Origin of the sequence: Bradyrhizobium sp. 142, assembly GCF_023074015.1 — a bacterium.
In the GTDB taxonomy this organism is placed as follows: Bacteria; Pseudomonadota; Alphaproteobacteria; order Rhizobiales; family Xanthobacteraceae; genus Bradyrhizobium.
The window spans coordinates 24621-44252 of the sequence record NZ_JADPKQ010000144.1 but is presented as its reverse complement, the minus strand read 5'-3'; the positions used below and the strand labels follow the sequence as shown (position 1 = coordinate 44252).

Sequence of the window (19632 nt, the reverse complement as noted above, 5' to 3'; positions counted from 1 at the left end):
CCTTGCCTCGAACAAAGGAACTGCGCGGTATGAGGAGCAGGCGATGACGTAACCCTATCAACAGTTTCCAGCCGAGGTCTGCGAGAGGATAAGTAGAGATGGAGGATCGGTCTTCCGAGCGCATGCGAACACTGGTGACCCGGATGGCCCGTCGAGGCCTGTCCGTTAATGAGGTCGCACGCGCGCTGATATCCATGATGGTCCGGAGCAAAACAGCTCCAACTAGAGACCGGATACATTGATGCAAGACCGCTTACCACCAGATCGACGAACCTCTTGCAACGCACGGCCGGACGGGTCAAACCGGTGGCATTCTCGACTCTTTCTTCATCCGCGGCTTTCCGATCGGGGAGGGAAATGTCGGAGAAATTGCCTTCAACGGTGTCTATGGCGTTGCACCGAACTATCGTGTGTTCACCGATTACGTCGAACGCATCGAAATCATCAAAGGTCCGACTGCGCTGCTTTATGGAATGGCCCCAAACAGCAGCGTCGGGGGCACCATCAACATCGTTCCAAAACGTGCTGGGGATGTCGATCTCACACGGGTTACGACCGACTACGCGACGAACTCCCAGTTCGGCACGCACCTCGACGTGAGTCGACGGTTCGGTGATAACCGCGAATTTGGCATTCGTGTCAATGGCAGCTATCACAATGGCGATACACCGCTGGATAACCAGAGCCGGGAGGCGCATGTCGGCGCCGCGGCGTTCGACTATCGCGGCGAGAAATTCAGAGCTTCGCTCGACTTCATCGATCAGGAAGAAAAGTTCGACGCGCCCACGAGGCCGTTTCTGGTCGCAACAGGCGTAGCTGTCCCGACCGCGCCGGCTGGGAGGCGCAATGTCACGCAGGCCTGGGAATGGGCCACGGTTCATGACAACTCGCTGCTGGCGCGCGCCGAATACGATGTGACGGATTCAGTGACGGTGTTCGCCGACGGCGGCGGTGGCAGGACCCAGGTCGATCGTCTGTTCGGCACGCCGACGATCCTGAACGCGGCCGGCAACACCACGTCGACACCCGGACATTTCAAAATTCGATATCGACAGGAACGTGGCCGACGCCGGCGTACGCGCCCGGTTTGAAACCGGCGCGATCAGTCACGCCGTGAGTTTCCAGGGGAGCTACTACGCAGATCAGATATCACGAGGCTCTTTGTCCGGGACGCCGGTGTTGTCCAACATCTATGCGCCGATCGCCCGTCCCGAGCAGCTCGTTCCCGCTCCCGCGACCGTTCCGAAGCTTTCGGATACAGAATTGACCGGACTGGCGTTGGCCGACACTTTGTCGGTTTTCCAGGAGCGTCTTCAGCTGACCGTTGGCGTGCGGCAGCAGGGGGTCAGATCCAACAATTTCAGCACCACGGGATCGGTCGCTTCCTCCTATGACCAAACGGCGCTCACGCCGATGGTCGGCCTCGTCGTCAAGCCCTGGAGCAACGTTTCGTTGTATGCCAACTATATCGAAGGGCTCAGCAAAGGCGACATCGCACCGACGACTGCGAGCAATCAAGGAGAAGTTCTTGCGCCCTACTTCAGCAGGCAGCAGGAGGCAGGCGTCAAGATCGATTTCGGAATGCTGGCCACCACGATCAGCGTGTTCGAGATCACCAAGCCGTCGGGACAGTCGGGTGTCGACAAGGTCTTCCGGGCCGACGCCGAACAGCGCAATCGCGGCTTGGAGTTCACCGTGTTCGGAGAGGTGCAGCCGGGTATTCGAGTCCTTGGCGGCGTGACGCTGATCGACCCCGAGCTGACAAAGTCGAGCACGCCAGCCAATCTCGGCAAGACGCCGATCGGTGTGCCTCAGGTGCAAGCCAATTTGTCTGCCGAATGGGACACGCCGTTCGCACCTGGACTGACGCTGGTCGCAAACACCGTCTATACGGGACACCAATATCTGGATGCAGCGAACACGCAACTTGTTCCGGCCTGGACGAGGCTCGACCTCGGGGCCCGCTACAACACGCGGTTCAACAACCGGCCGGTCACGCTTAGGGCCCTGGTCCAGAACGTGTTCGATACGAATTATTGGGCGGGCGTGGCGAGCTTCTCTGCATTGTCGCAAGGCGCGCCGCAAGCCCTGCTGTTGTCGATGTCGACCGATTTCTGAACCAGTCGGCTTTGGCGCGTGCAGTGACGAGGTTGGGCGCGCCGAACGTCATCGAGGCCAGCTGCGGAGCTACGATCACGCGCAGACTGCGGGTGCTCTGAATGGACGAAAGAATCAGGGCGCCACGACGAGACGGCTCCGCGCCCGCCCGTTCGGGAATGCTGCCCGGGCGCGCGCGGCACGCGCTCCGATGGGCTCACCGATGGCTCGGATTGATCGGTGGCATCGTCGTGGTGCTGATAGGTCTCACGGGAAGCTTCATCGTGTTCTATCGGGAGATCGATGTTGCTCTGAATCCGGCGCTTTACGCCCCCGCTGACTGGGAACAAAAGGTCACATTGACGGAAGTGATGCGCGCCGCCGCAGCAGCGGATCCCGCGCCGATTGCCACGATCCTGGCGCCGGATCGGATCTGGCCCGTCTGGGTCGTGATACATGCGCACCAAACCGCGACAGGCCGCTACCCCAATCGTTGGACGACCATGGTCGATCCTTCGAACGGGAAGGTGCTCGGGCGGCGTGACTACGTCAACGCGTTCGCCCTCAAGATTTATCGTCTCCACTACACGCTGCTGCTCTATGAGTGGTGGGGCAACGAGCTGGTCGGCGTGGCCGGGTTCATGCTGCTCGGTTTGGCCATGTCGGGCCTATTCCTGTGGTGGCCGAGGCCGGGTCGCTTCTGGCGATCGGTATCGGTGCGCAAGGACGTTTCGCTGCTTCGATTTGCTTTCAACGTTCATGGCGCAGCCGGCTTTTGGGCGCTGTTCGCGCTGTTGATGATCTCAATCACCGGCGTCGGGATCATTTTTCCCGGCATGATACGGCCTGTCGTTGGCCTTCTCTCGCAACCGACGCCTGATCCCTCGCCGCGGATCGAAATGCCGTCTCCGATCGGGACGCCGCTGCTCCCGGCCGATGCGATCGTGCGAATCGCACAAGCGGCCAAGCCTGGCGTGGCCATCGCTATGTTCAACCCGCCAACCGCAACGCGCAGCACCTGGCGCGTGCAGTTCCGTCCCGACGGCGCTGATCCCGCCGTACGGGCACGGGGGGCGATCTGGCTTGATCCATGGAGTGGCGCAGTGGTGCATGACCGCACTCCAGGCACCATGTCGATAGGCGACCGCTATTTGGCCGAACAGCTCTGGCTCCATAACGGCGCGGCGTTCGGACTCGTGGGACGCCTGGTGGTTTTCACAGTCGGCTTCGCGCCTCTCGTCCTGTTCATCAGCGGCGTGATCATGTGGCTTAAGAGACGTCCGGGGAGGATTAGGACCGGATAGTTGTTTTTAGCGCCTCACGACCGAGCCGGCGCGGCCGATCAGGCGGGCGAGCTGGCGGAAGCGGCTGCCGACGCGGTCGGCGACGAGATCGCCGAGGCGGTGCTCGAACACCAGCACCAACTTGCGGCTCCCGCTGCGGAAATGCGTGGCAGGCAAGACGCCCGGCCGCGCCGCCGAGATCAGATGCGCGACGCGGAAGGCCGCCCCCAGCAGACGGGCGCGTTCGAGCTGCGCCGGCGTCAGCAGCTCTTGCATCGCCACCGGCGGCTGGTTTTCCTCGCTCAGCCCCGCATAGCGATAGAACACCGACAGGCCGACAAAGGCGCGCTCGATGTGGGTGATAGCGCCGAAATTGCCGTTGACGACCAGGCTCAGCGTCTGCTCGCCGCGATGGTCGGGATGCACGCGCCAGCCGATGTCGGAGAGCAGGCAGGCGGCGTGGCGTAAGCGGCGGTCCTCTTCGGTCTCACGCAGCTTCACCACGCGCGCGAGACGGTCGGTCCAGGCGATCAGCTCGCGGGCGTGGCGTGCCGAGCGCGACAGCAGCTGATTGAGCTCTTCCGCCGCGCAGATCAATCCGTCCTTGCTGCGCTCGGTCTCCGATAACTTCTCGTGCAGCAGGCCCTCGCGCACGCCGAAGGTCGAGAACACGATGGTCTTCGGTTTTGCCACACGGATGATGTGCTCGAGCACCAGCGCGGCATAGGTGAGGAGAGGGCGGCGCGCGTCGGCGACGATCTCGATGTCGGCCAGCATGTCGGCGGCCGCGAGACGGCGCAGACGGCGCGAAAAGTCGAGCGCCTCGGCGGCCGAAATCGAATAGCCGTGCATCACCTGGAGCGGATAGCCGCTCTGGATGATGTGGATGCGGGCAAGCGCGCGCCAGGTGCCGCCGACCGCATAGAAGGCGCGGCCGCTGCCCGCCTTGAGCTGCGGCACATCGTCGAGCGCCTCGCGGACGATGCGGTCGGCCCGCTTCAGCGATTTGTGGGCGAGGTCCTGGAGTGCCAGGCCGCCCAGCGGCAGCGTCACGCCGCTGCGCACGCTGTTCCTGCGCACGTCGATCAGTTCGAGCGAGCCGCCTCCGAGATCGCCGACGATGCCGTCGGGATAGTGAATCCCCGAGATCACGCCGAGCGCCGACAGCCGCGCCTCGCGCGGCCCGGACAAGATCTCGATCTTGACGGCGCAAATGCGTTCGGCTTTGGCGATGAAGTCGGGGCCGTTGGAGGCGTCACGGCACGCCGCAGTGGCGATTGCGAACACGCGCCCCACCTGCATCACCCGGCACAGCGCGCGGAATCGCTTCAGCGAGGTCAGCGCCTTGTCGACGGCATCCGGCGCAAGCAGGCCCGTGCTCTGCACCTCGCGGCCGAGGCCGCACAGCGTCTTCTCGTTGAAGATCGGAATCAGGCTCCGCGCCAGCGCCTCGTAGACGACGAGACGCACCGAGTTGGAGCCGATATCGATGACAGCGACGCTTGAGCCGCGCTCGCGCGGCCTCGTCACGTCAGAAATCCCCGATCAGGGCTGATGACGTTCGTTCCGGCGCGTGAGACGGCGCGGCGAGGATTCCTTGAGCGACTTTCCACGGCCAGACAGACTCGGATTTGTCATGAAGTAGTTGTGGACGTTGAAAGGCTCCTCGCCCTTCGCGGTCTTCATACGCGTTGAGGACCCGTCCGGCAACAATTGCCAGCTCTGCTCATTGTCCTTCAGGTTCGCGACCATGATCTGTTCGAGAACCTGCTGATGCACCGTGGGATTTTGCAACGGACACAGCACCTCGACGCGGCGGTCGAGGTTGCGCGGCATCATGTCGGCGGACGAGATATACACAGCCGCTTTCGCGCTCGGCAGGCCCTGGCCCATGCCGAAGCAGTAGATTCGGCCGTGTTCCAGGAAGCGTCCGATGATCGACTTGACGCGGATGTTTTCCGACAGGCCCGGAATGCCAGGCCGCAGGCAGCAGATGCCTCGCACCACGAGCTCGACCTGGACGCCGGCCTGTGACGCTTCGTAGAGCGCGTCGATGATGTCGGGGTCGACCAGCGCATTCATCTTCATCCAGACCGCGCCCGGCTTGCCGTGCCGGGCATGCTCGGTCTCGCCCTGGATGTGCTGGATGATGCGCTTGCGCAGGGTCAGCGGCGACACCGCCATCTTTTCGAGATCGCTTGGCGCCGCATAGCCGGTGATGAAGTTGAACACGCGCGCGGCGTCGCGGCCGATGGTCGGCTCCGAGGTGAAGTAGGAGAGGTCGGTGTAGATGCGCGCGGTCACCGGGTGATAGTTGCCGGTGCCGGTATGGACATAGGTGGTGAGGCTGCCACCTTCGCGGCGCACCACCATCGACAGCTTGGCGTGGGTCTTGAGTTCGAGGAAGCCGTAGACCACCTGGACGCCGGCGCGTTCGAGGTCGCGCGCCCAGCGGATGTTGGCCTCTTCGTCGAATCGCGCCTTCAGCTCGATCAGCGCGGTGACCGACTTGCCGGCTTCCGCGGCTTCCGCGAGCGCACGCACGATCGGCGAGTTGTTGGAGGTGCGGTAGAGCGTTTGCTTGATCGCGACGACGTCCGGATCGCGCGTGGCCTGCTGGAGGAACTGCACCACCACATCGAAGGATTCGTAGGGGTGATGGACGACCAAGTCCTTCTGCCGGATCGCGGCAAAAATGTCGCCGCCGTGCTCGCGCACGCGCTCGGGATGGCGTGGCACGTAAGGCGTGAATTCGAGGTCGGGCCGGTCGAGGCGGGTGAGCTGGGACAGCTCGTTCATGGCGAGCACGCCGTCGACCAGAAACACCTCGTCGTCAGCGGCCGACAGCGCGTGCTGCACGAAGCTGCGCAGCTGCTCCGGCATCTTGGCGTCGATCTCGAGCCGGATCACCGAACCGCGGCGACGACGCTTCAGCGCGGTCTCGAACAGGCGGACGAGGTCTTCGGCTTCTTCCTCGATTTCCAGCTCGGAGTCGCGGATGATGCGGAAGGCGCCCTGGCCGTGCAGGTTGTAGCCGGGGAATAGGCGATTGATGAACAGGGCAGTCGCTTGCTCCAGGGTGATTAGCCGCACCGTGCCGTCGGCCGGCAGGCGGATGAAGCGGTCGATCTTGCCGGGCATGCGGATCAGCGCGTTCATTTGCTTGCCGTCGGCGGCGCGCGTGAGCTGGAGCGCGATGGTGAAGCCGAGGCTCGGAATGAACGGGAAGGGATGGGCCGGGTCGATCGCGAGCGGCGTCAGCAGCGGGAACACGTTGGCGAGGAAGTAGTCCTCGATCCAGGTCCGCTCCGCCTTAGTGACCTCCTTGCCGTCCACCAGGACGATGCCGACGTCGGCCAGCGAGCCGCGCAGGCCGCGCCAGATCGCCTGCTGGTCGGAGGCCAGCTTGGAGACAGTCTGGTTGATCAGGGCGAGCTGCTCGGACGGGGTCAAGCCGTCCGGGCTGCGCTCGGCAATACCCTCGCGCACCTGGGCCTTGATGCCGGCGACGCGGACCATGAAGAATTCGTCGAGATTATTCGCCGAAATCGACAGGAATCGCACCCGCTCCAGCACGGGGTGGCTGGGATTGACCGATTCCTCCAGGACGCGCCGGTTGAAATGCAGCCACGATAGCTCGCGGTTGATGAACCGCTCGGGGCTCGAAGCGATCGTCGGCTGGCCTTCGAATTCTTGAGTTTTTTCTTTAATTTCAATGACTTGCGCAGAGTCCATCAGAAGCCGATCCATCCTGTTTCGCCTCACTTTGCGACTTATGCGCAAAACCGGCGCGAGCATGTGTGAGTGCGATGACGTTTCGATGACATTGACGTTCCGCCGGCGCGCCGCGTCAAGCGCTGTGGATGGGGAGCCGACTCAGGCGTCGCGCAGCAGCTCGGCGGCGAGCGCCCGGGTGACGGGACGGCCGAGCCGCAGCGCCTCGCTGTCGAGCAATTCCACAGCCTGGCGGGCGGCTGCTGAGGACCGCTCGAGGCGGGTGGTGAGGTAGCTGACCACGGTCTCGTCAACGGCGAGCTGGCGGTCGGCGCAGAACTTGACGATCAGGCCGCGGAACAGCTGGTCGTCTGGCGGCAACAGCGAGACCACGGGAACAGCCCGCAACCGGGAGCGCAGGTCGCGCAGTTCGATGTCGAGGGCAGCAGGCACCTCGCGTCCGGTGAAGAGGACGTAGGCGCCGTCTTCACGCGCGAGGTTCATCAGATGGAAGACGGCGCGCTCGTCGAATTCCTTTGCCTTGAGATCCTCGACCACCAAGGCGCCGGTCGCGAGCGCGCCGGGCACGCTCGCGGGGATCAGCGCATTCGCCGTGGTCGAGCGGGCGCCGGCGTCCTCGGCCCAGATCGCTCCGAGATGGCTCTTGCCGCTTCCTTCGGGGCCGGCCAGCCACATGATCCGGTTCGGCCATTCCGGCCAACTGTCGATCAGGCCGAGACCGGCCGCATTGGCGGGACCTTCGAGGAAATTGTCCCGGCTCAGGCTTTCCGCATGCGGAAGTGAAAACGCCAATTGTCGGGGATGAACGCGGCCTGCCACGCTTGCTTTGCTCCATGCCGGACGGCCGGCTTCAGTTGAAAGAGTAGACGTATCGAGCGCGAGTTGGCCTTTTGCGGGGGCTTATCCCGGCTCATTTGCCTTCGATGGTGCTCATGTGCCGCAGCCACTCAACGAGATAGAGCGACACGGAGGAGAGCGTGAAGACGGTGACGAGGCTCATTAGAATTATATCATAGGGCTGCGCCTTGAAGCCGAACGCAAGCGCGGCCAATACCAGCGCCGCGAAGGCCACCTGGGCCACAGTGTTGAGCTTGGACACCTTCGACGGCTTCATCTCGACCGGCTTGTCGAATAGCCAGGAGACGATCACGGCCGCCACGATCATGATGTCCCGCGACACCACCAGGATCACGATCCAGCGCGGAATCGCGCCCCAGATGCCGAGCGCCATGTAGATCGAGACCAACAGCGCCTTGTCCGCAAGCGGGTCGAGCAGGGCGCCGAGCTCGCTCGTCATGTTGAACCGCTTGGCGAGGAAGCCGTCGACGGCATCGCTTATGCCGGCGATCAGGAAGACGGCGAACGCCACCTCCATTTGGCTCGACACGATGGCCCAGACAATAATCGGGACCAGCATGATGCGGCCCAGGGTAATGATGTTCGGAATACTCACGCGGCGCTTCCCGGCACCCGGCCTGACCTCGAATCCGGCCCGTTTGAAGGCCGAACCGGTTGATATCTACATAGTATAGGGCAGCGCGCCATGCGAGCCATTGCGTGTCCCCGGAATTCGACGTAACCAGCCGCAAACCCACTGGAAATCGGGCATGACCGACCGCAAAAACGGCCTCACTTACGCCGATTCAGGCGTCGATATCGATGCGGGCAACCGCCTGGTCGACCTGATCAAGCCGATGGTGCGCGCCACCGCACGCGCGGGTGCCGACGCCGAGATCGGCGGCTTTGGCGGCCTGTTCGACCTCAAAGCGGCCGGTTTCAAGGATCCCATCCTGGTCGCCGCGACCGATGGCGTGGGCACCAAGGTCAAGATCGCGATCGAGACCGGCCTTCATGGCGGCATCGGCATCGACCTCGTCGCCATGAGCGTCAACGACCTCGTGGTGCAGGGCGCCGAGCCGCTGTTCTTCCTGGATTATTTTGCCTGCGGCAAGCTCGATCCGGAGGCGACCGCTGCGATCGTCGCGGGCGTTGCCGAGGGATGCCGGGAATCGGGCTGTGCCCTGATCGGCGGCGAGACTGCCGAAATGCCCGGCCTCTACAAGGATGGCGATTATGACCTCGGCGGCTTTGCCGTCGGCGCCGCCGAGCGGGGCACGCTGCTGCCGCGCAGGGACATCGCCGCGGGCGACGCCGTGATCGGGCTGGCCTCGTCGGGCGTGCATTCCAACGGCTTCTCGCTGGTGCGAAAGATCGTCGAGCGGTCCGGCCTCGGCTTCGCCGCACAGGCCCCGTTTGCGCCGGTCATGACGCTCGGCGGTGCGCTGCTGACGCCGACACGGCTCTACGTCAGGTCCTGCCTGCGCGCCATCCGCGAGACCGGTGCGGTCAAGGGCCTCGCCCACATCACCGGCGGCGGCTTCACCGACAACATTCCGCGCGTGCTGCCAAAGCACCTCGGCGTCGGCATCGATCTGTCGCGCCTGCCGGTGCTTCCGGTGTTCAAATGGCTGGCCGCACAGGCCGGCATCGCTGAACTCGAAATGCTGCGCACCTTCAATTGCGGTATCGGCATGATCGCAATCGTCGAGCCGGATAAGGTCGACCAGGTGGTGCAGGTCTTTGCCGACGCGGGCGAGACGGTCGCCGTGCTTGGCCAGGTGGTCCCGGCCGAGGGCGACCATCGCGTCGTCTATAACGGCAACCTCGATCTGGCCCTGTAACCCATGAAGCGCCGCGTCGCCATCCTGATTTCGGGCCGGGGCTCCAACATGGCTGCGCTGATCAAGGGCGCGGCCGCCACGGATTTCCCAGCGGAGATTGCGCTCGTGATCTCGAACAAGGCCGATGCGCCGGGACTCGAAAGGGCCAGGACGAGCGGGGTGAAGACACTGGTGATCGAAAGCAAGCCGTTCAGCAAGGACCGCGCCGCCTTCGAGGCGGTGCTGCAAGCCGCGCTCGATCAGCACGGCATCGAGCTGATTTGCCTGGGCGGCTTCATGCGCCTGTTTACGGCCGAATTCACCAAATCCTGGTACGGCCGGATGCTTAACATCCATCCGTCGCTGTTGCCGTCCTTCCCGGGACTCGACCCGCACGGCCAGGCCTTGCGCGCCGGCGTCAAGCTGTCTGGCGCGACGGTTCACTTCGTCATCCCCGAGACCGATGCCGGCCCAATCGTGATGCAGGGCGCGGTACCGGTCAGCGATAACGACACGGCCGATACGCTCTCGGAGCGCATCCTCGAAGTCGAGCACCGCATCTATCCCGAAGCGCTGCGGCTGCTCGCCACCGGCAAGGTCCGGATCGAGGGCGATGTCTGCAAGATCGCGGGAAGCGGGCCGTCGGAGAACTTTTTGATTTCGCCTGTGGTGAGCTGAGGCGCGCTAGTGCGTGTCGCAGGATCGCACAAACAAAACCCCCGGCAGAGCCGGGGGCAACGTCATGATCTCTCGCGTGTAAGGTGAGAGAAATCAGGAGACCTTGAGGTTTTCCGCGGACGCTTTGCCGCGGTTCTCCACGAGGTCGTATTCAACCACCTGATTTTCATTAAGGGTGGAGAGTCCGGCGCGCTCGACGGCAGAGATGTGGACGAACACGTCCTTGTCGCTGCCGTTCGGCTTGATGAACCCATAGCCCTTGGTCGGGTTGAACCATTTGACGGTGCCCTTTTGCGGCATCCTCAGTCTCCTCCGCTAGATATAAAAAAGACGCGGCCGCTTTTCGCGTGCCACGCCACAAACGGGCTTCCGGAAGTCTGTTCGAGTCTTGAGTCTCAATGTCGCGAAACGCACAGCCGAGCGCCAATTACGATTGTGTCCGATATTGCAACATGAAAATCGCGCGTTAGCAAGCCGTACGCGAATTTCAAGACCAGGTAGCCGCATCGAGCTGCAATTTGCGACCTGTGGCAGCGGAACCACAATCGAGGGCAATCGCCGTTACCTGGGGGCTTCAACCGATTGACGCTCCCTGCCGGTTCAGCACAAATCGCCGCACGCGCCGCTAGCGCGTGTTGCATTTTTGCGCCCCGCCTTTTGCTTCAGGATTTGTCGTCATGTGCTGCCCATCGCAGCCCTCCGGGACACGGCCAACGATCAGGCTGGACCGCGTCCGCCGGATCACGACGGCGGTCGCGATGGCCTTTGCGTTGCCCGTGACGATGTCGGCAGCGACGCCGGGCTTCGCGCAAAGTCCGTTACCGTCCCCCACGCCCACGCCCACGCCGTCACCGACCCCGACCCCGATGCCGACGCCGACCTCGTCCTCGGCCAATTACGACCGGTCGGCCGGTAACGCCACGCTCAATCTCGGTTCGGGATTTTTGGAGCGGCTCGGCAACCAGGCATCGGGCGGCTTCAATCGAGCATTCCGCACCAACCCGGGCGGTGGCGGCGCGTCCGAGAGCACGGAGGATCCGCGCTACCGCACCTGGTTCGAGGGCTACGGCGTCTCGGTCCGGTCCGATGCGCAGGGTGATTTCGTCGGCGACAAGCGCAAGACCTTTGGCGGCGTCGCCGGCTTTGGCGCGCGGCTGGCGCCGGGCGTCAACATCGGCTTTTCCATCGACCAGAGCCGCACCGACATCCACGTGCCGCTCGCGCTCCAGTCGGCAACGCTCGACCTGACCCAGCTCGGCTTCAACGGCTCCGTAGACAAGGGGCCGTGGACCTGGGCTTTCGCGGTGGTGCACGGTTTCGGCAAGGTGCGTTCCAGCCGGGACACCGGCTTTGGTCTGGCGACGGCGGGCTATCGTGCGTCGATCGACGGCGCGCTGACCGAGATCAGCTATTACTGGACCAAGGATCAGATGCGGATCGTGCCAAAGGGAGCGCTCGAATATGTCCGCGCCACCGGCGCGGCATTCCAGGAGACTGGCGGACTTGATCCGTTGAACGTCGGCTCGACTGCGCTCTCTCGTGCGCGCGTCATGATCGGAGCCGAGATCGGGCGTTACTTCATCTTCGACCGGAAGATTCTGGACTTGTCAGCCTATGGCAAGTTCGTCGACAATTTCTATCAGGACCTGGGCGCGATCGAGGTCAGCCTGGGAACCGAGAGCATCGTGGTGCCCGGCATCGGCGAGAGCCGCTACGGCATGGATGCCGGCGCCTCGGCCTCGCTCAGCCTGACCAGCACCGCGCGGCTCTACGTCAATTACGACGCCAAGTTCCGCAACGAGCTGAGGTCGCATCAGGGCACGGTCGGTTTCGAATACCGGTGGTGAGGCGAAGCTCTCCTTACACCGGCGTCGCAGCAACATACCCGGTCAGGCCAAAGCCATCGCGCGCGGCCGTCATCATCGGCACCAGCGCGTCCGGATGGATGAACTCGTCGCGGAAGCAGGGATAGGTCTTGGGATCGAAGATCTTCTTCAGCCACTCGAGCACGATCTTGTGGCGCTCGGAGGCGCGAAACTCCTTGTGATAGGTGAGCCAGAGATCGGCGTGGTGGCTGACGCCGAGATCGACCGCAACGAGCGAGGCGCCGAGCGCGATCGACACCGTTGGCAGGAAGCCAATGCCGGCGCCGCGCTCGACCGCATAGAGTGCGCCCACCGAGGAGTTGGTCTTGATCCCGACGATGCCTTCGAGCGATGTCAGTCCGAGGATGCGGGCATAGGCGGTGTCGTCGACCTGCGGCGCCGTCTGCTTCACGATCCTGTGGTTCTTCAGTTCGGCAAGCGTCGCCGGCACGCCGTAGAGGGTTTCGTACTCCTTGGAGACGAAGGGATAGATGTGGAGACGACCGAGCTTGGCGACGATAAGATCGGGATTGGTGGGCGGCTCGAGCTGGATGGCGATATCTGATTCCAGGCGCGCGACGTCGGCCTGCTCCATGGCGCAGCGCAGATCGACGGCGATCTTGCGGTAGGTCTTCTGGAAGTCGATCAGCCGCGGCAGGATCCAGAAATTGCCGGGGCCTTCCGTCACCGCGATGCGCACGGTGCCGGCCGTATCGTTCGAGGAGCGCGAGGCGCGGCGAAACACGTTGAAGGCGTGACGCTCCATGTGCGCGACGTCGGCAATCATCGCCGTGCCTTCGTCGCTGAGCGTCAGTCCGCTCTGGTCGCGCAGGAACAGCTTGCAGCCGATGCTTTCTTCGAGCCGGTCGATGCGGCGCATCAGGGTGGTGCTGGTCTGTCCGAGCTCCTCGGCGGCGTTGCGGAAACTTTTATATTTTGCGCACGCTAAAAACAGTTTCAAATCGTCCCAGGACGCGCCAAGGGTTTCTTCATGGTGCTGCATCATCGCAGCACCCCGGTGCAATTGTTGCTGCATACTCCTGATCCCCAACCGCTAAGCTCCTCGGCAAAGCGGGGCACGAAAGCGTCAAACGATAGAGGGGCGGCATGGGTATGGAAAGAGGCTGGTTTGCCGCAAGGCATGATTTCGACGCGCTGCCGCTCAGTCCGGACATCGATGTCAGGTGCGCGGCATTTTCCGAAATTGACGCGCTTTCCGAGATGGCCCGCCGCCTGGTGCCGGGGGTGCAGCTCGGGACGGCGGAGCTTGCAAGATACTTCATCTTCGATCCCCAGAGCATCCTGACCTTCAGTCGGAGGGGCGATCTGCTTGGCGGCATGGCCTTTTTGTTTCTGAACGATCGCGGACACGATGCGCTGCTGCTCGACGAGATCTGCCTGACCGCGCCCGAGACCCGCTATCTCGCGTCCGCGACAGAGGAGATTGCCGCTGTTTACATCTGGGCGATCGCGGCGACCGGGCGCGGCGTCGCCGGTCTCGGCAAGGCGGCTGCGCATCTGCGCCAGGCGCGGTTTCGCAGCGCCGATTGCTATGCGCAGCCTTCGACCGCGGCCGGACGCGACATCATGAGGGCGACCGGCTTCGAACCGGTGCCGAGTTTCCAACCCGACCTCTGGTGTTACGAACGGCCCTGGAACCGGCGGCCGATGCGCTTGCCGGGCTCCATCATCCAAGCAAGGAGTTTTGCAGATGCACGGCACTAGAATTCCTCTCGCCAAGCCGGACTCCCGCGCCATCAGCATCAGGATTGCGCGCGATCCCAGCGATCTCATGCTCGTCACCGCCATCCGCTCCGCGGTCTATCTCGCAGAGCAGGATTGTCCGTTCGACGAGGAGTTTGACGGCAACGACATGGTGGCCGCGCATTTCATCGGCTTCGTCGGCAACGAGCCTGCGGGCTGCCTGCGGGTGCGCTTCTTCGGCGATTTCGCCAAGGTGGAGCGGCTCGCGGTGCGCCATCAATATCGGCGCTCGCGCGTCTCGTTCAAGCTGGTGCAGGCGAGCGTCGATTACGTGAAGCGCAAGGGGTTCCGCAAGATTTACGGCCAGGCCCAGGACCGACTGGTCGACTTCTGGGCCCATTTCGGCGCCAAACCGCTCGGCCACAACCGCAAGATCACCTTCTCCGATTTCTCCTACACGGAAATGGTGCTGGAGATCGAGCCGGGACCTGACGCGATCACGCTGGACAGCGATCCCTATGTGATCATCCGCCCCGAGGGCGATTGGGACCGGCCGGGGGTGCTCGATGCCTCGGCGGGACGGGCCGTGACGTCACCGTCGAGGGACGTCGCGCTCGCCGGTCGTTGAAACTGGTGCAGCCGCGCGCAAGATAATGCTGGTTTCCGTTCACGACGATCCGCCAATCCTGGTCTGCGCGGATCTCCAGGTCGAATATCTGACCCAGGGGCGTCGCCACGTCATCCTCGACGGCGACGCCGCCATGTCGCGTTGCCTGGAGCTGCTGACGCTGTGGCGCGACCGTCTCTGGCCGGTCATGCATTTGAAGCGCATCGCGCAGGCGGCGTGGTTCAATCCGGCATCGAGGCTGACCGATTGGATTGCCGAGGCGAAGCCGCGGCCGGGTGAGATGACGTTCGAGCACCCGCTGCCGTCGGCCTACAGCTCGCCGCGGTTCGTGGACTACATGTCCAATATCCGTAACGCGCGCTGCGTGCTGACGGGCTTTTCCCTGGATGAGACCATTCTGGCGACGGTGGTCGAGGGGTTTCACCGCAGCCATCGCTACCAAGTCGTCGGCGACGCCGTGGCGTGCCGGCAGCCCAATGCGGGCGATCCGGCCGCCTACAAGCAGGCAGTGGTGAATGTCATCGGCAATTTTGCTACAATTCATTCCAGCGCCGAACTGATCAAGACCAGCGGCGCCGTCGCGGTGTAGGCGGACGCGATCGGCGGATGGATAGGGTGGTACATTGTCGCGGGGAGAAGAGTTGAAGGAATTGGCGGCCGACCTGTCGCACGCAGTCGAGAGGGCGCGCCGTGTCGGCCTGCCCACGACTGTCTATCTGCTTGCAATGGCACTGGTCGAGGTGAGGGAAGCCGCTGACGCCGCCGACGGCGAGGATGACGACGGCGCAGCCTGAGGCCGAACCCGAGTCTGAACCTCAGTCCTGGCCTCACGAGTGCCGCTTTGTGCAACGCTGCTGGGCGTTTGCTGCCGACGAATTGGCGTTGCAACTTGTCCACTCTCGCAATAGCCAAGTGATGACGCCGGCTACGTGACGACTTAAGGATCCCCGCAAATGTCCATGCTGCCCAATTCGCAAGAGGCCCGGGATGTGGCCTACCAGCTCCATCCCTACACCAACGCGCGCACCCACCAGCAGGCAGGTCCGCTGGTGATCGAGCGCGGCGAAGGGCCCTACGTGTTCGACGCGTCGGGCAAGCGCTATTTCGAGGCGATGGCAGGGCTGTGGAGCGTCGGGCTCGGTTTCAACGAGAAGCGGCTCGTCGAGGCAGCGCACCGGCAGATGCAGGCGCTGCCGTTCTATCATACGTTCTCCGCGAAATCGCACGGCCCCTCGATCGATCTCGCCGAGAAGCTGGTGGCGCTGGCGCCGGTTCCGATGAGCAAGGTGTTCTTCACCAATTCCGGCTCGGAGGCCAACGATACCGTCCTGAAGCTGATCGCCTATCGCTCCAATGCGCTCGGCCAGCCGCAGCGCAAGAAGGTGATCAGCCGCATGCGCGCCTATCATGGCGTCACCATCGCGTCGGCAAGCCTCACCGGCCTGCCGAACAACCACCGCTCGTTCGACCTGCCGCTGCCGAACATCCTGCACACGGGCTCGCCCCATTTCTACAAGGACGGCGCGCCGGGCGAGAGCGAGGAAGCGTTCGCGACTCGGCGGGCCGAGGAGCTCGACGCGCTGATCCAGAAGGAAGGGCCTGACACGATCGCGGCCTTCTTCGGCGAGCCGGTGATGGGCGCGGGCGGCGTCATCGTGCCGCCGGCGACCTATTGGGACAAGATCCAGAAGGTCTTGAACAAGTACGACATTCTGCTGATCGCCGACGAGGTGATCTGCGGCTTCGGCCGCACCGGCAAGATGTTCGGCTGCGAGACCTACGGGATCAGGCCCGATGCGATCGTCGTCTCCAAGCAGATCACGTCGAGCTATTTTCCGCTGTCGGCGATCCTTCTGAACGACCGCATGTTCGAGCCGATCGCGGACGAGAGCAACAAAATCGGTGTGCTCGGCCACGGCTTCACCGCGGGCGGCCATCCCGTCGGCTCGGCCATTGCGCTGGAGAACCTCAAGATCATCGAGGAGCGCGGCCTGGTCGCGCATGCCGCCGAGCTCGGTGCTTACATGCAAGGCAGACTGCGCGATCTCGCCAGCCATCCGCTGGTAGGCGAGGTCCGCGGCGTCGGCATGATCGCAGCCATCGAGCTCGTCCTCGACAAGCAGCGCAAGATCGCGGCGGCGACGCCGGGTGCCGTCGGCGGCATCGCCAGCCGCCTGCTCCAGGAGCGCGGCGTGATCTCGCGCAACATGTTAGATGCCATCGCGATCTGCCCGCCGCTGATCGTCACCAAGGCTCAAGTCGACGACCTCGTCGCCGCGATCGCCGGCGTGCTGGACGATATGAAGGGCGATGTGGCCAAGCTGACCCCGGCGTAAATGCGCGGACCAATTCCACCGTCACCCTGAGGCGTGAGTCAGCGGCGCAAATGCGCCGCTGGGCGAGCCTCGAAGGGCGACGGCCCGACTGGTAGCGACAGAGGCCGTTCATCCTTCGAGGTTCGCCACGCAGCGCTTGGCGCGCTACATGGCTCACACACCTCCAGCGACAGCGGCTTTGCCGCTGCGCGGGGATGACGTGCAACATTGTATTCGCGTTGGCAGTCAGCCGCGCCTTACGCCCGCTCGACCCCGATCACGCGACCCCTTTCGATCGCCAATGCCAGCCCGCCGCGCTTGAGTTTGAGGGCGGCCTCGCCGAAGAGCTCGCGGCGCCAGCCGCGCAGGGCCGGCACATCGGCCTCGTCGTCGGCGGCGATCTCCTCGAGATCGTCGACTGTCGCGATCACCTTGCTCGCCACCGCGTGCTTCTCCGCAGTCATCCGCAGCAGCACTTTCAGCAGCTCGACGATGGCTGCGCCGTTGGAATTGTTGCGCGGCTTGTCCAGCTTTGGCAGCGTGGACAAGTCCCGTGCCAGTCCGCGCTCGACCGCCGCGACGATGTCCGCGCCCCATTTGGACTTCTCGAAACCCTTCGGCACCGAGCGCAGATGGGCAAGCTTCTCGATCGTGTTCGGGGCGTGGGTTGCGATGTCGCTGATGGCTTCGTCGCGCAGCACGCGGCCGCGCGGCACGTCGCGGCTCTGCGCCTCCTGCTCGCGCCAGGCCGCGACCTCCATCAGCACCGCGAGGTCCTTCGGCTTGCGCACCCGCGTCTTCAGCCGTTCCCAGGCACGCTCGGGATGGAAGTCGTAGGTCTTGGGCGAGGTCAGGACCTCCATCTCGATCGAGACCCATTCGCTGCGCCGTCGCTTCTTGAGGTCGGCGTCGAGCGCGGCGAACACGTCGCGCAGATGGGTGACGTCGGACACCGCGTAGTGCATCTGCTCCTTGGTCAGCGGCCGGCGCGACCAGTCGGTGAAGCGGTGGGTCTTGTCCGGCCGGTGGCCGGTGACCTTCTCGACGAGTTGGTCGTAGGCGATGCTGTCGCCATAGCCGAGCACCATGGCGGCGACCTGGGTGTCGAACACCGGATGCGGGATGATGCCCGCCTGGTGCCAGATGATCTCGATGTCCTGGCGGGCGGCGTGGAACACTTTGAGCACGCTCTCATTGGCCATCAGCTCGAAGAACGGCTTCAGGTCGATGCCCGCAGCCAAAGTGTCGATGACGATGGCTTCTTCCGCGCTTGCCATCTGCACCACGCACAACAGCGGGTAATAGGTGGTTTCGCGCAGAAACTCGGTATCGACGGTAATGACGGGGTGCTTGGCCAGCCGGCTGCAGGCAGCCGCCAGGTCAGCGGTGGTGGTAATCAAATCCATGAACGGCCCTTGACACGTCTATCAGCCGTTCTGCCGAAAGCGCTGTGATGTCAAGGGGCTCGATGCAAATTCGAGCCCTGCATTTGGGCCGAAATCGTCCTTTTCCAGCGAAATGCTATTCGTAGCGGACCCGCTGCGAGGGTTTTCGGGCGCAGGGAAGCGCCACCACGATTACGCACATGGCGACCATCGCCAGTCCCAGGAACTCGAAAACCAACAAATCCACGGCAAAATCCCCCGAAAGACCGTTAGACTTGTCGGGGGCGCGTTGAGGGTCTGTTAATTGTCGTGGTTACCGGCGGTGGGACCGGCCGGATGGTGGACAGAGGGTTAACGAGGCCCAAATGACATCCGGCCTTAGGTCATGAGCTTCGGCAATGCTGCCGCCAAGACGTCGACGGCCGCGCGAACCTTTGGCTGCATCCGGGGCGAACGGGGCCAGAGCGCGTGGCAGTCGTAGAGGAATTCGGGCTGTCCTTCGAACAGACTGATGAGCGCACCGCTGCGCAGGCGTTCGCGGATCAGCCAGTAAGGCAGCCGGGCGAGGCCCATGCCCTGCGTTGCGGCGTCCGCGATCGCTTCGAGATCGTCGAGCCTGAGCCTTCCGGTCGGCGTCACCTCGCGCGGAGGCTGGGCCTCTCGCGGGAATAGCCACGGCCGCACGCGCCCGGAGCGGCGGTAGATGATTGCCTGGTGCTCGGCCAAATCGTCGATCGATTTCGGCCTGCCGGTGGCGCGCAAGTAGGACCGCGAGCCGCACACCACCATGCGCTGGCGCACGATGCGCCGCGCGATCAGGCCGGATTGGTCATCGAGATCGCCGGTTCGGATCGCGAGATCGTAGCCGGTCTCGACGAAGTTTGCGATCGGATCGCCGAAGGAGAGATCGAGCTCGAGACGCGGATATTTGCGCGCCAGCTTCATCAACAAGGGGGCGATGCAGTGCCGTCCCAGCAGAGCGGGCATGGTCACGCGCAGCCGGCCGCGCGGCTCGGAAAGCGCGTCGGCCGCGACGGCGTCGGCCGCTTCGGCTTCGCTGAGCACGGCCCGGCAGCGCTCGTAATAGACCCGGCCGGCTTCGGTCAGGCTTTGACGCCGGGTGGTGCGGTTGAGGAGGCGGACGCCGAGGCGCTCTTCGAGGAAACGCACATGCTTGCCGACCATTGGTCCTGACATCTCGAAGGCGTCGGCCGCGGCCGCGAACGAGCCGAGATCGACGGCCTTGACGAACACGGCCATGCTGGTCAGGCGGTCCATAATT

19 protein-coding genes are annotated in these 19632 nt (G+C 63.9%); 11 read left to right on the top strand and 8 right to left on the bottom strand.

Annotated elements, in window-relative coordinates; translation table 11 throughout:
• The first annotated feature begins 263 nt into the window (after positions 1–263).
• The 3 genes from IVA82_RS14440 to IVA82_RS14430 all read left to right on the top strand — a co-directional run bounded on the left by IVA82_RS14440 (position 264) and on the right by IVA82_RS14430 (position 3401).
• Positions 264–1091: a TonB-dependent receptor plug domain-containing protein gene (locus IVA82_RS14440; RefSeq protein ID WP_346658759.1), complete on the top strand. Its 828-nt coding sequence runs from the start codon at positions 264–266 to the stop codon at positions 1089–1091.
• Positions 1060–2118, top strand: a complete 1059-nt coding sequence (locus IVA82_RS14435) for a TonB-dependent receptor (RefSeq protein WP_247493335.1) — start codon at positions 1060–1062, stop codon at positions 2116–2118. Before IVA82_RS14440 ends, IVA82_RS14435 begins: the two co-directional genes overlap by 32 nt.
• A 158-nt stretch (positions 2119–2276) precedes the next feature.
• A complete protein-coding gene (locus IVA82_RS14430) occupies positions 2277–3401 on the top strand; it encodes a PepSY-associated TM helix domain-containing protein (protein ID WP_256469647.1) in 1125 nt (374 codons plus the stop codon).
• 6 nt (positions 3402–3407) lie between these two features.
• On the opposite strand, the gene ppx is transcribed toward IVA82_RS14430, so the two are convergent.
• From ppx to IVA82_RS14410, 4 genes are all read right to left on the bottom strand, one after another.
• The gene (gene ppx / locus IVA82_RS14425; protein ID WP_247386920.1) at positions 3408–4910 is read right to left on the bottom strand and encodes an exopolyphosphatase; all 1503 of its coding nucleotides are present in this window, start codon (positions 4908–4910) and stop codon (positions 3408–3410) included.
• Between the two features lie 15 nt (positions 4911–4925).
• On the bottom strand, positions 4926–7115 hold the full coding sequence (locus tag IVA82_RS14420) for an RNA degradosome polyphosphate kinase (RefSeq protein WP_247386923.1): 2190 nt from the start codon (positions 7113–7115) through the stop codon (positions 4926–4928).
• 141 nt (positions 7116–7256) lie between these two features.
• Positions 7257–7934: a DnaA/Hda family protein gene (locus IVA82_RS14415; RefSeq protein WP_247386919.1), complete on the bottom strand. Its 678-nt coding sequence runs from the start codon at positions 7932–7934 to the stop codon at positions 7257–7259.
• 91 nt (positions 7935–8025) lie between these two features.
• A complete protein-coding gene (locus tag IVA82_RS14410) occupies positions 8026–8568 on the bottom strand; it encodes a CDP-alcohol phosphatidyltransferase family protein (protein ID WP_247386918.1) in 543 nt (180 codons plus the stop codon).
• Between the two features lie 154 nt (positions 8569–8722).
• Between IVA82_RS14410 and purM the strand changes: the two genes are divergently transcribed.
• Both purM and purN read left to right on the top strand, forming a co-directional pair.
• Positions 8723–9796, top strand: coding sequence for a phosphoribosylformylglycinamidine cyclo-ligase (gene purM / locus IVA82_RS14405; protein ID WP_247386917.1), 1074 nt, complete (start codon positions 8723–8725; stop codon positions 9794–9796).
• A gap of 3 nt (positions 9797–9799) precedes the next feature.
• Positions 9800–10453, top strand: coding sequence for a phosphoribosylglycinamide formyltransferase (gene purN, locus IVA82_RS14400; RefSeq protein ID WP_247386916.1), 654 nt, complete (start codon positions 9800–9802; stop codon positions 10451–10453).
• A 93-nt stretch (positions 10454–10546) separates the two neighbouring features.
• Here the strand turns inward: purN and IVA82_RS14395 are convergent, their stop codons facing one another.
• Positions 10547–10753, bottom strand: a complete 207-nt coding sequence (locus IVA82_RS14395; protein WP_007591938.1) for a cold-shock protein — start codon at positions 10751–10753, stop codon at positions 10547–10549.
• A 377-nt stretch (positions 10754–11130) separates the two neighbouring features.
• Here IVA82_RS14395 and IVA82_RS14390 point away from each other — a divergent pair, with 377 nt between their 5' ends.
• Entirely contained in the window at positions 11131–12300 is a 1170-nt protein-coding gene (locus tag IVA82_RS14390) for an autotransporter outer membrane beta-barrel domain-containing protein (RefSeq protein WP_247386915.1), read from the top strand.
• A 13-nt stretch (positions 12301–12313) separates the two neighbouring features.
• Here the strand turns inward: IVA82_RS14390 and IVA82_RS14385 are convergent, their stop codons facing one another.
• The gene (locus IVA82_RS14385; RefSeq protein ID WP_247386914.1) at positions 12314–13354 is read right to left on the bottom strand and encodes a LysR family transcriptional regulator; all 1041 of its coding nucleotides are present in this window, start codon (positions 13352–13354) and stop codon (positions 12314–12316) included.
• A 71-nt stretch (positions 13355–13425) separates the two neighbouring features.
• Here IVA82_RS14385 and IVA82_RS14380 point away from each other — a divergent pair, with 71 nt between their 5' ends.
• The 5 genes from IVA82_RS14380 (at position 13426) to IVA82_RS14360 (ending at position 16986) form a co-directional block, all read left to right on the top strand.
• Complete coding sequence (locus IVA82_RS14380) at positions 13426–14043, top strand: hypothetical protein (protein WP_247386913.1); 618 nt, start codon at positions 13426–13428, stop codon at positions 14041–14043.
• On the top strand, positions 14030–14650 hold the full coding sequence (locus IVA82_RS14375) for a GNAT family N-acetyltransferase (RefSeq protein WP_247386912.1): 621 nt from the start codon (positions 14030–14032) through the stop codon (positions 14648–14650). Before IVA82_RS14380 ends, IVA82_RS14375 begins: the two co-directional genes overlap by 14 nt.
• A gap of 25 nt (positions 14651–14675) precedes the next feature.
• Positions 14676–15239, top strand: a complete 564-nt coding sequence (locus IVA82_RS14370; protein WP_247386911.1) for an isochorismatase family protein — start codon at positions 14676–14678, stop codon at positions 15237–15239.
• A gap of 52 nt (positions 15240–15291) precedes the next feature.
• Complete coding sequence (locus IVA82_RS14365) at positions 15292–15444, top strand: hypothetical protein (protein WP_247386926.1); 153 nt, start codon at positions 15292–15294, stop codon at positions 15442–15444.
• A gap of 159 nt (positions 15445–15603) precedes the next feature.
• Positions 15604–16986 carry an aspartate aminotransferase family protein gene (locus IVA82_RS14360; RefSeq protein ID WP_247386910.1) on the top strand — a complete coding sequence of 461 codons (1383 nt, stop codon included), beginning with the start codon at positions 15604–15606 and terminating at the stop codon, positions 16984–16986.
• Positions 16987–17222: 236 nt separating this feature from the next.
• Here the strand turns inward: IVA82_RS14360 and rnd are convergent, their stop codons facing one another.
• Entirely contained in the window at positions 17223–18371 is a 1149-nt protein-coding gene (gene rnd, locus IVA82_RS14355) for a ribonuclease D (protein WP_247386909.1), read from the bottom strand.
• A 357-nt stretch (positions 18372–18728) separates the two neighbouring features.
• Entirely contained in the window at positions 18729–19628 is a 900-nt protein-coding gene (locus IVA82_RS14350) for a LysR family transcriptional regulator (RefSeq protein ID WP_247386908.1), read from the bottom strand.
• Positions 19629–19632: the final 4 nt, after the last annotated feature.

Excerpts from the sequence above, each read along its gene's own strand:
- IVA82_RS14430 (WP_256469647.1), top strand. The coding sequence starts at position 2,277 with ATGCTGCCCGGGCGCGCGCGGCACGCGCTCCGATGGGCTCACCGATGG.
- IVA82_RS14420 (WP_247386923.1), bottom strand. The coding sequence starts at position 7,115 with ATGGACTCTGCGCAAGTCATTGAAATTAAAGAAAAAACTCAAGAATTC.
- IVA82_RS14395 (WP_007591938.1), bottom strand. The coding sequence starts at position 10,753 with ATGCCGCAAAAGGGCACCGTCAAATGGTTCAACCCGACCAAGGGCTAT.
- IVA82_RS14360 (WP_247386910.1), top strand. The coding sequence starts at position 15,604 with ATGTCCATGCTGCCCAATTCGCAAGAGGCCCGGGATGTGGCCTACCAG.
- rnd (WP_247386909.1), bottom strand. The coding sequence starts at position 18,371 with ATGGATTTGATTACCACCACCGCTGACCTGGCGGCTGCCTGCAGCCGG.
- IVA82_RS14350 (WP_247386908.1), bottom strand. The coding sequence starts at position 19,628 with ATGGACCGCCTGACCAGCATGGCCGTGTTCGTCAAGGCCGTCGATCTC.
- IVA82_RS14375 (WP_247386912.1), top strand. The coding sequence starts at position 14,030 with ATGCACGGCACTAGAATTCCTCTCGCCAAGCCGGACTCCCGCGCCATC.
- IVA82_RS14385 (WP_247386914.1), bottom strand. The coding sequence starts at position 13,354 with ATGCAGCAACAATTGCACCGGGGTGCTGCGATGATGCAGCACCATGAA.
- IVA82_RS14380 (WP_247386913.1), top strand. The coding sequence starts at position 13,426 with ATGGGTATGGAAAGAGGCTGGTTTGCCGCAAGGCATGATTTCGACGCG.
- IVA82_RS14390 (WP_247386915.1), top strand. The coding sequence starts at position 11,131 with ATGTGCTGCCCATCGCAGCCCTCCGGGACACGGCCAACGATCAGGCTG.
- purM (WP_247386917.1), top strand. The coding sequence starts at position 8,723 with ATGACCGACCGCAAAAACGGCCTCACTTACGCCGATTCAGGCGTCGAT.
- purN (WP_247386916.1), top strand. The coding sequence starts at position 9,800 with ATGAAGCGCCGCGTCGCCATCCTGATTTCGGGCCGGGGCTCCAACATG.
- IVA82_RS14370 (WP_247386911.1), top strand. The coding sequence starts at position 14,676 with ATGCTGGTTTCCGTTCACGACGATCCGCCAATCCTGGTCTGCGCGGAT.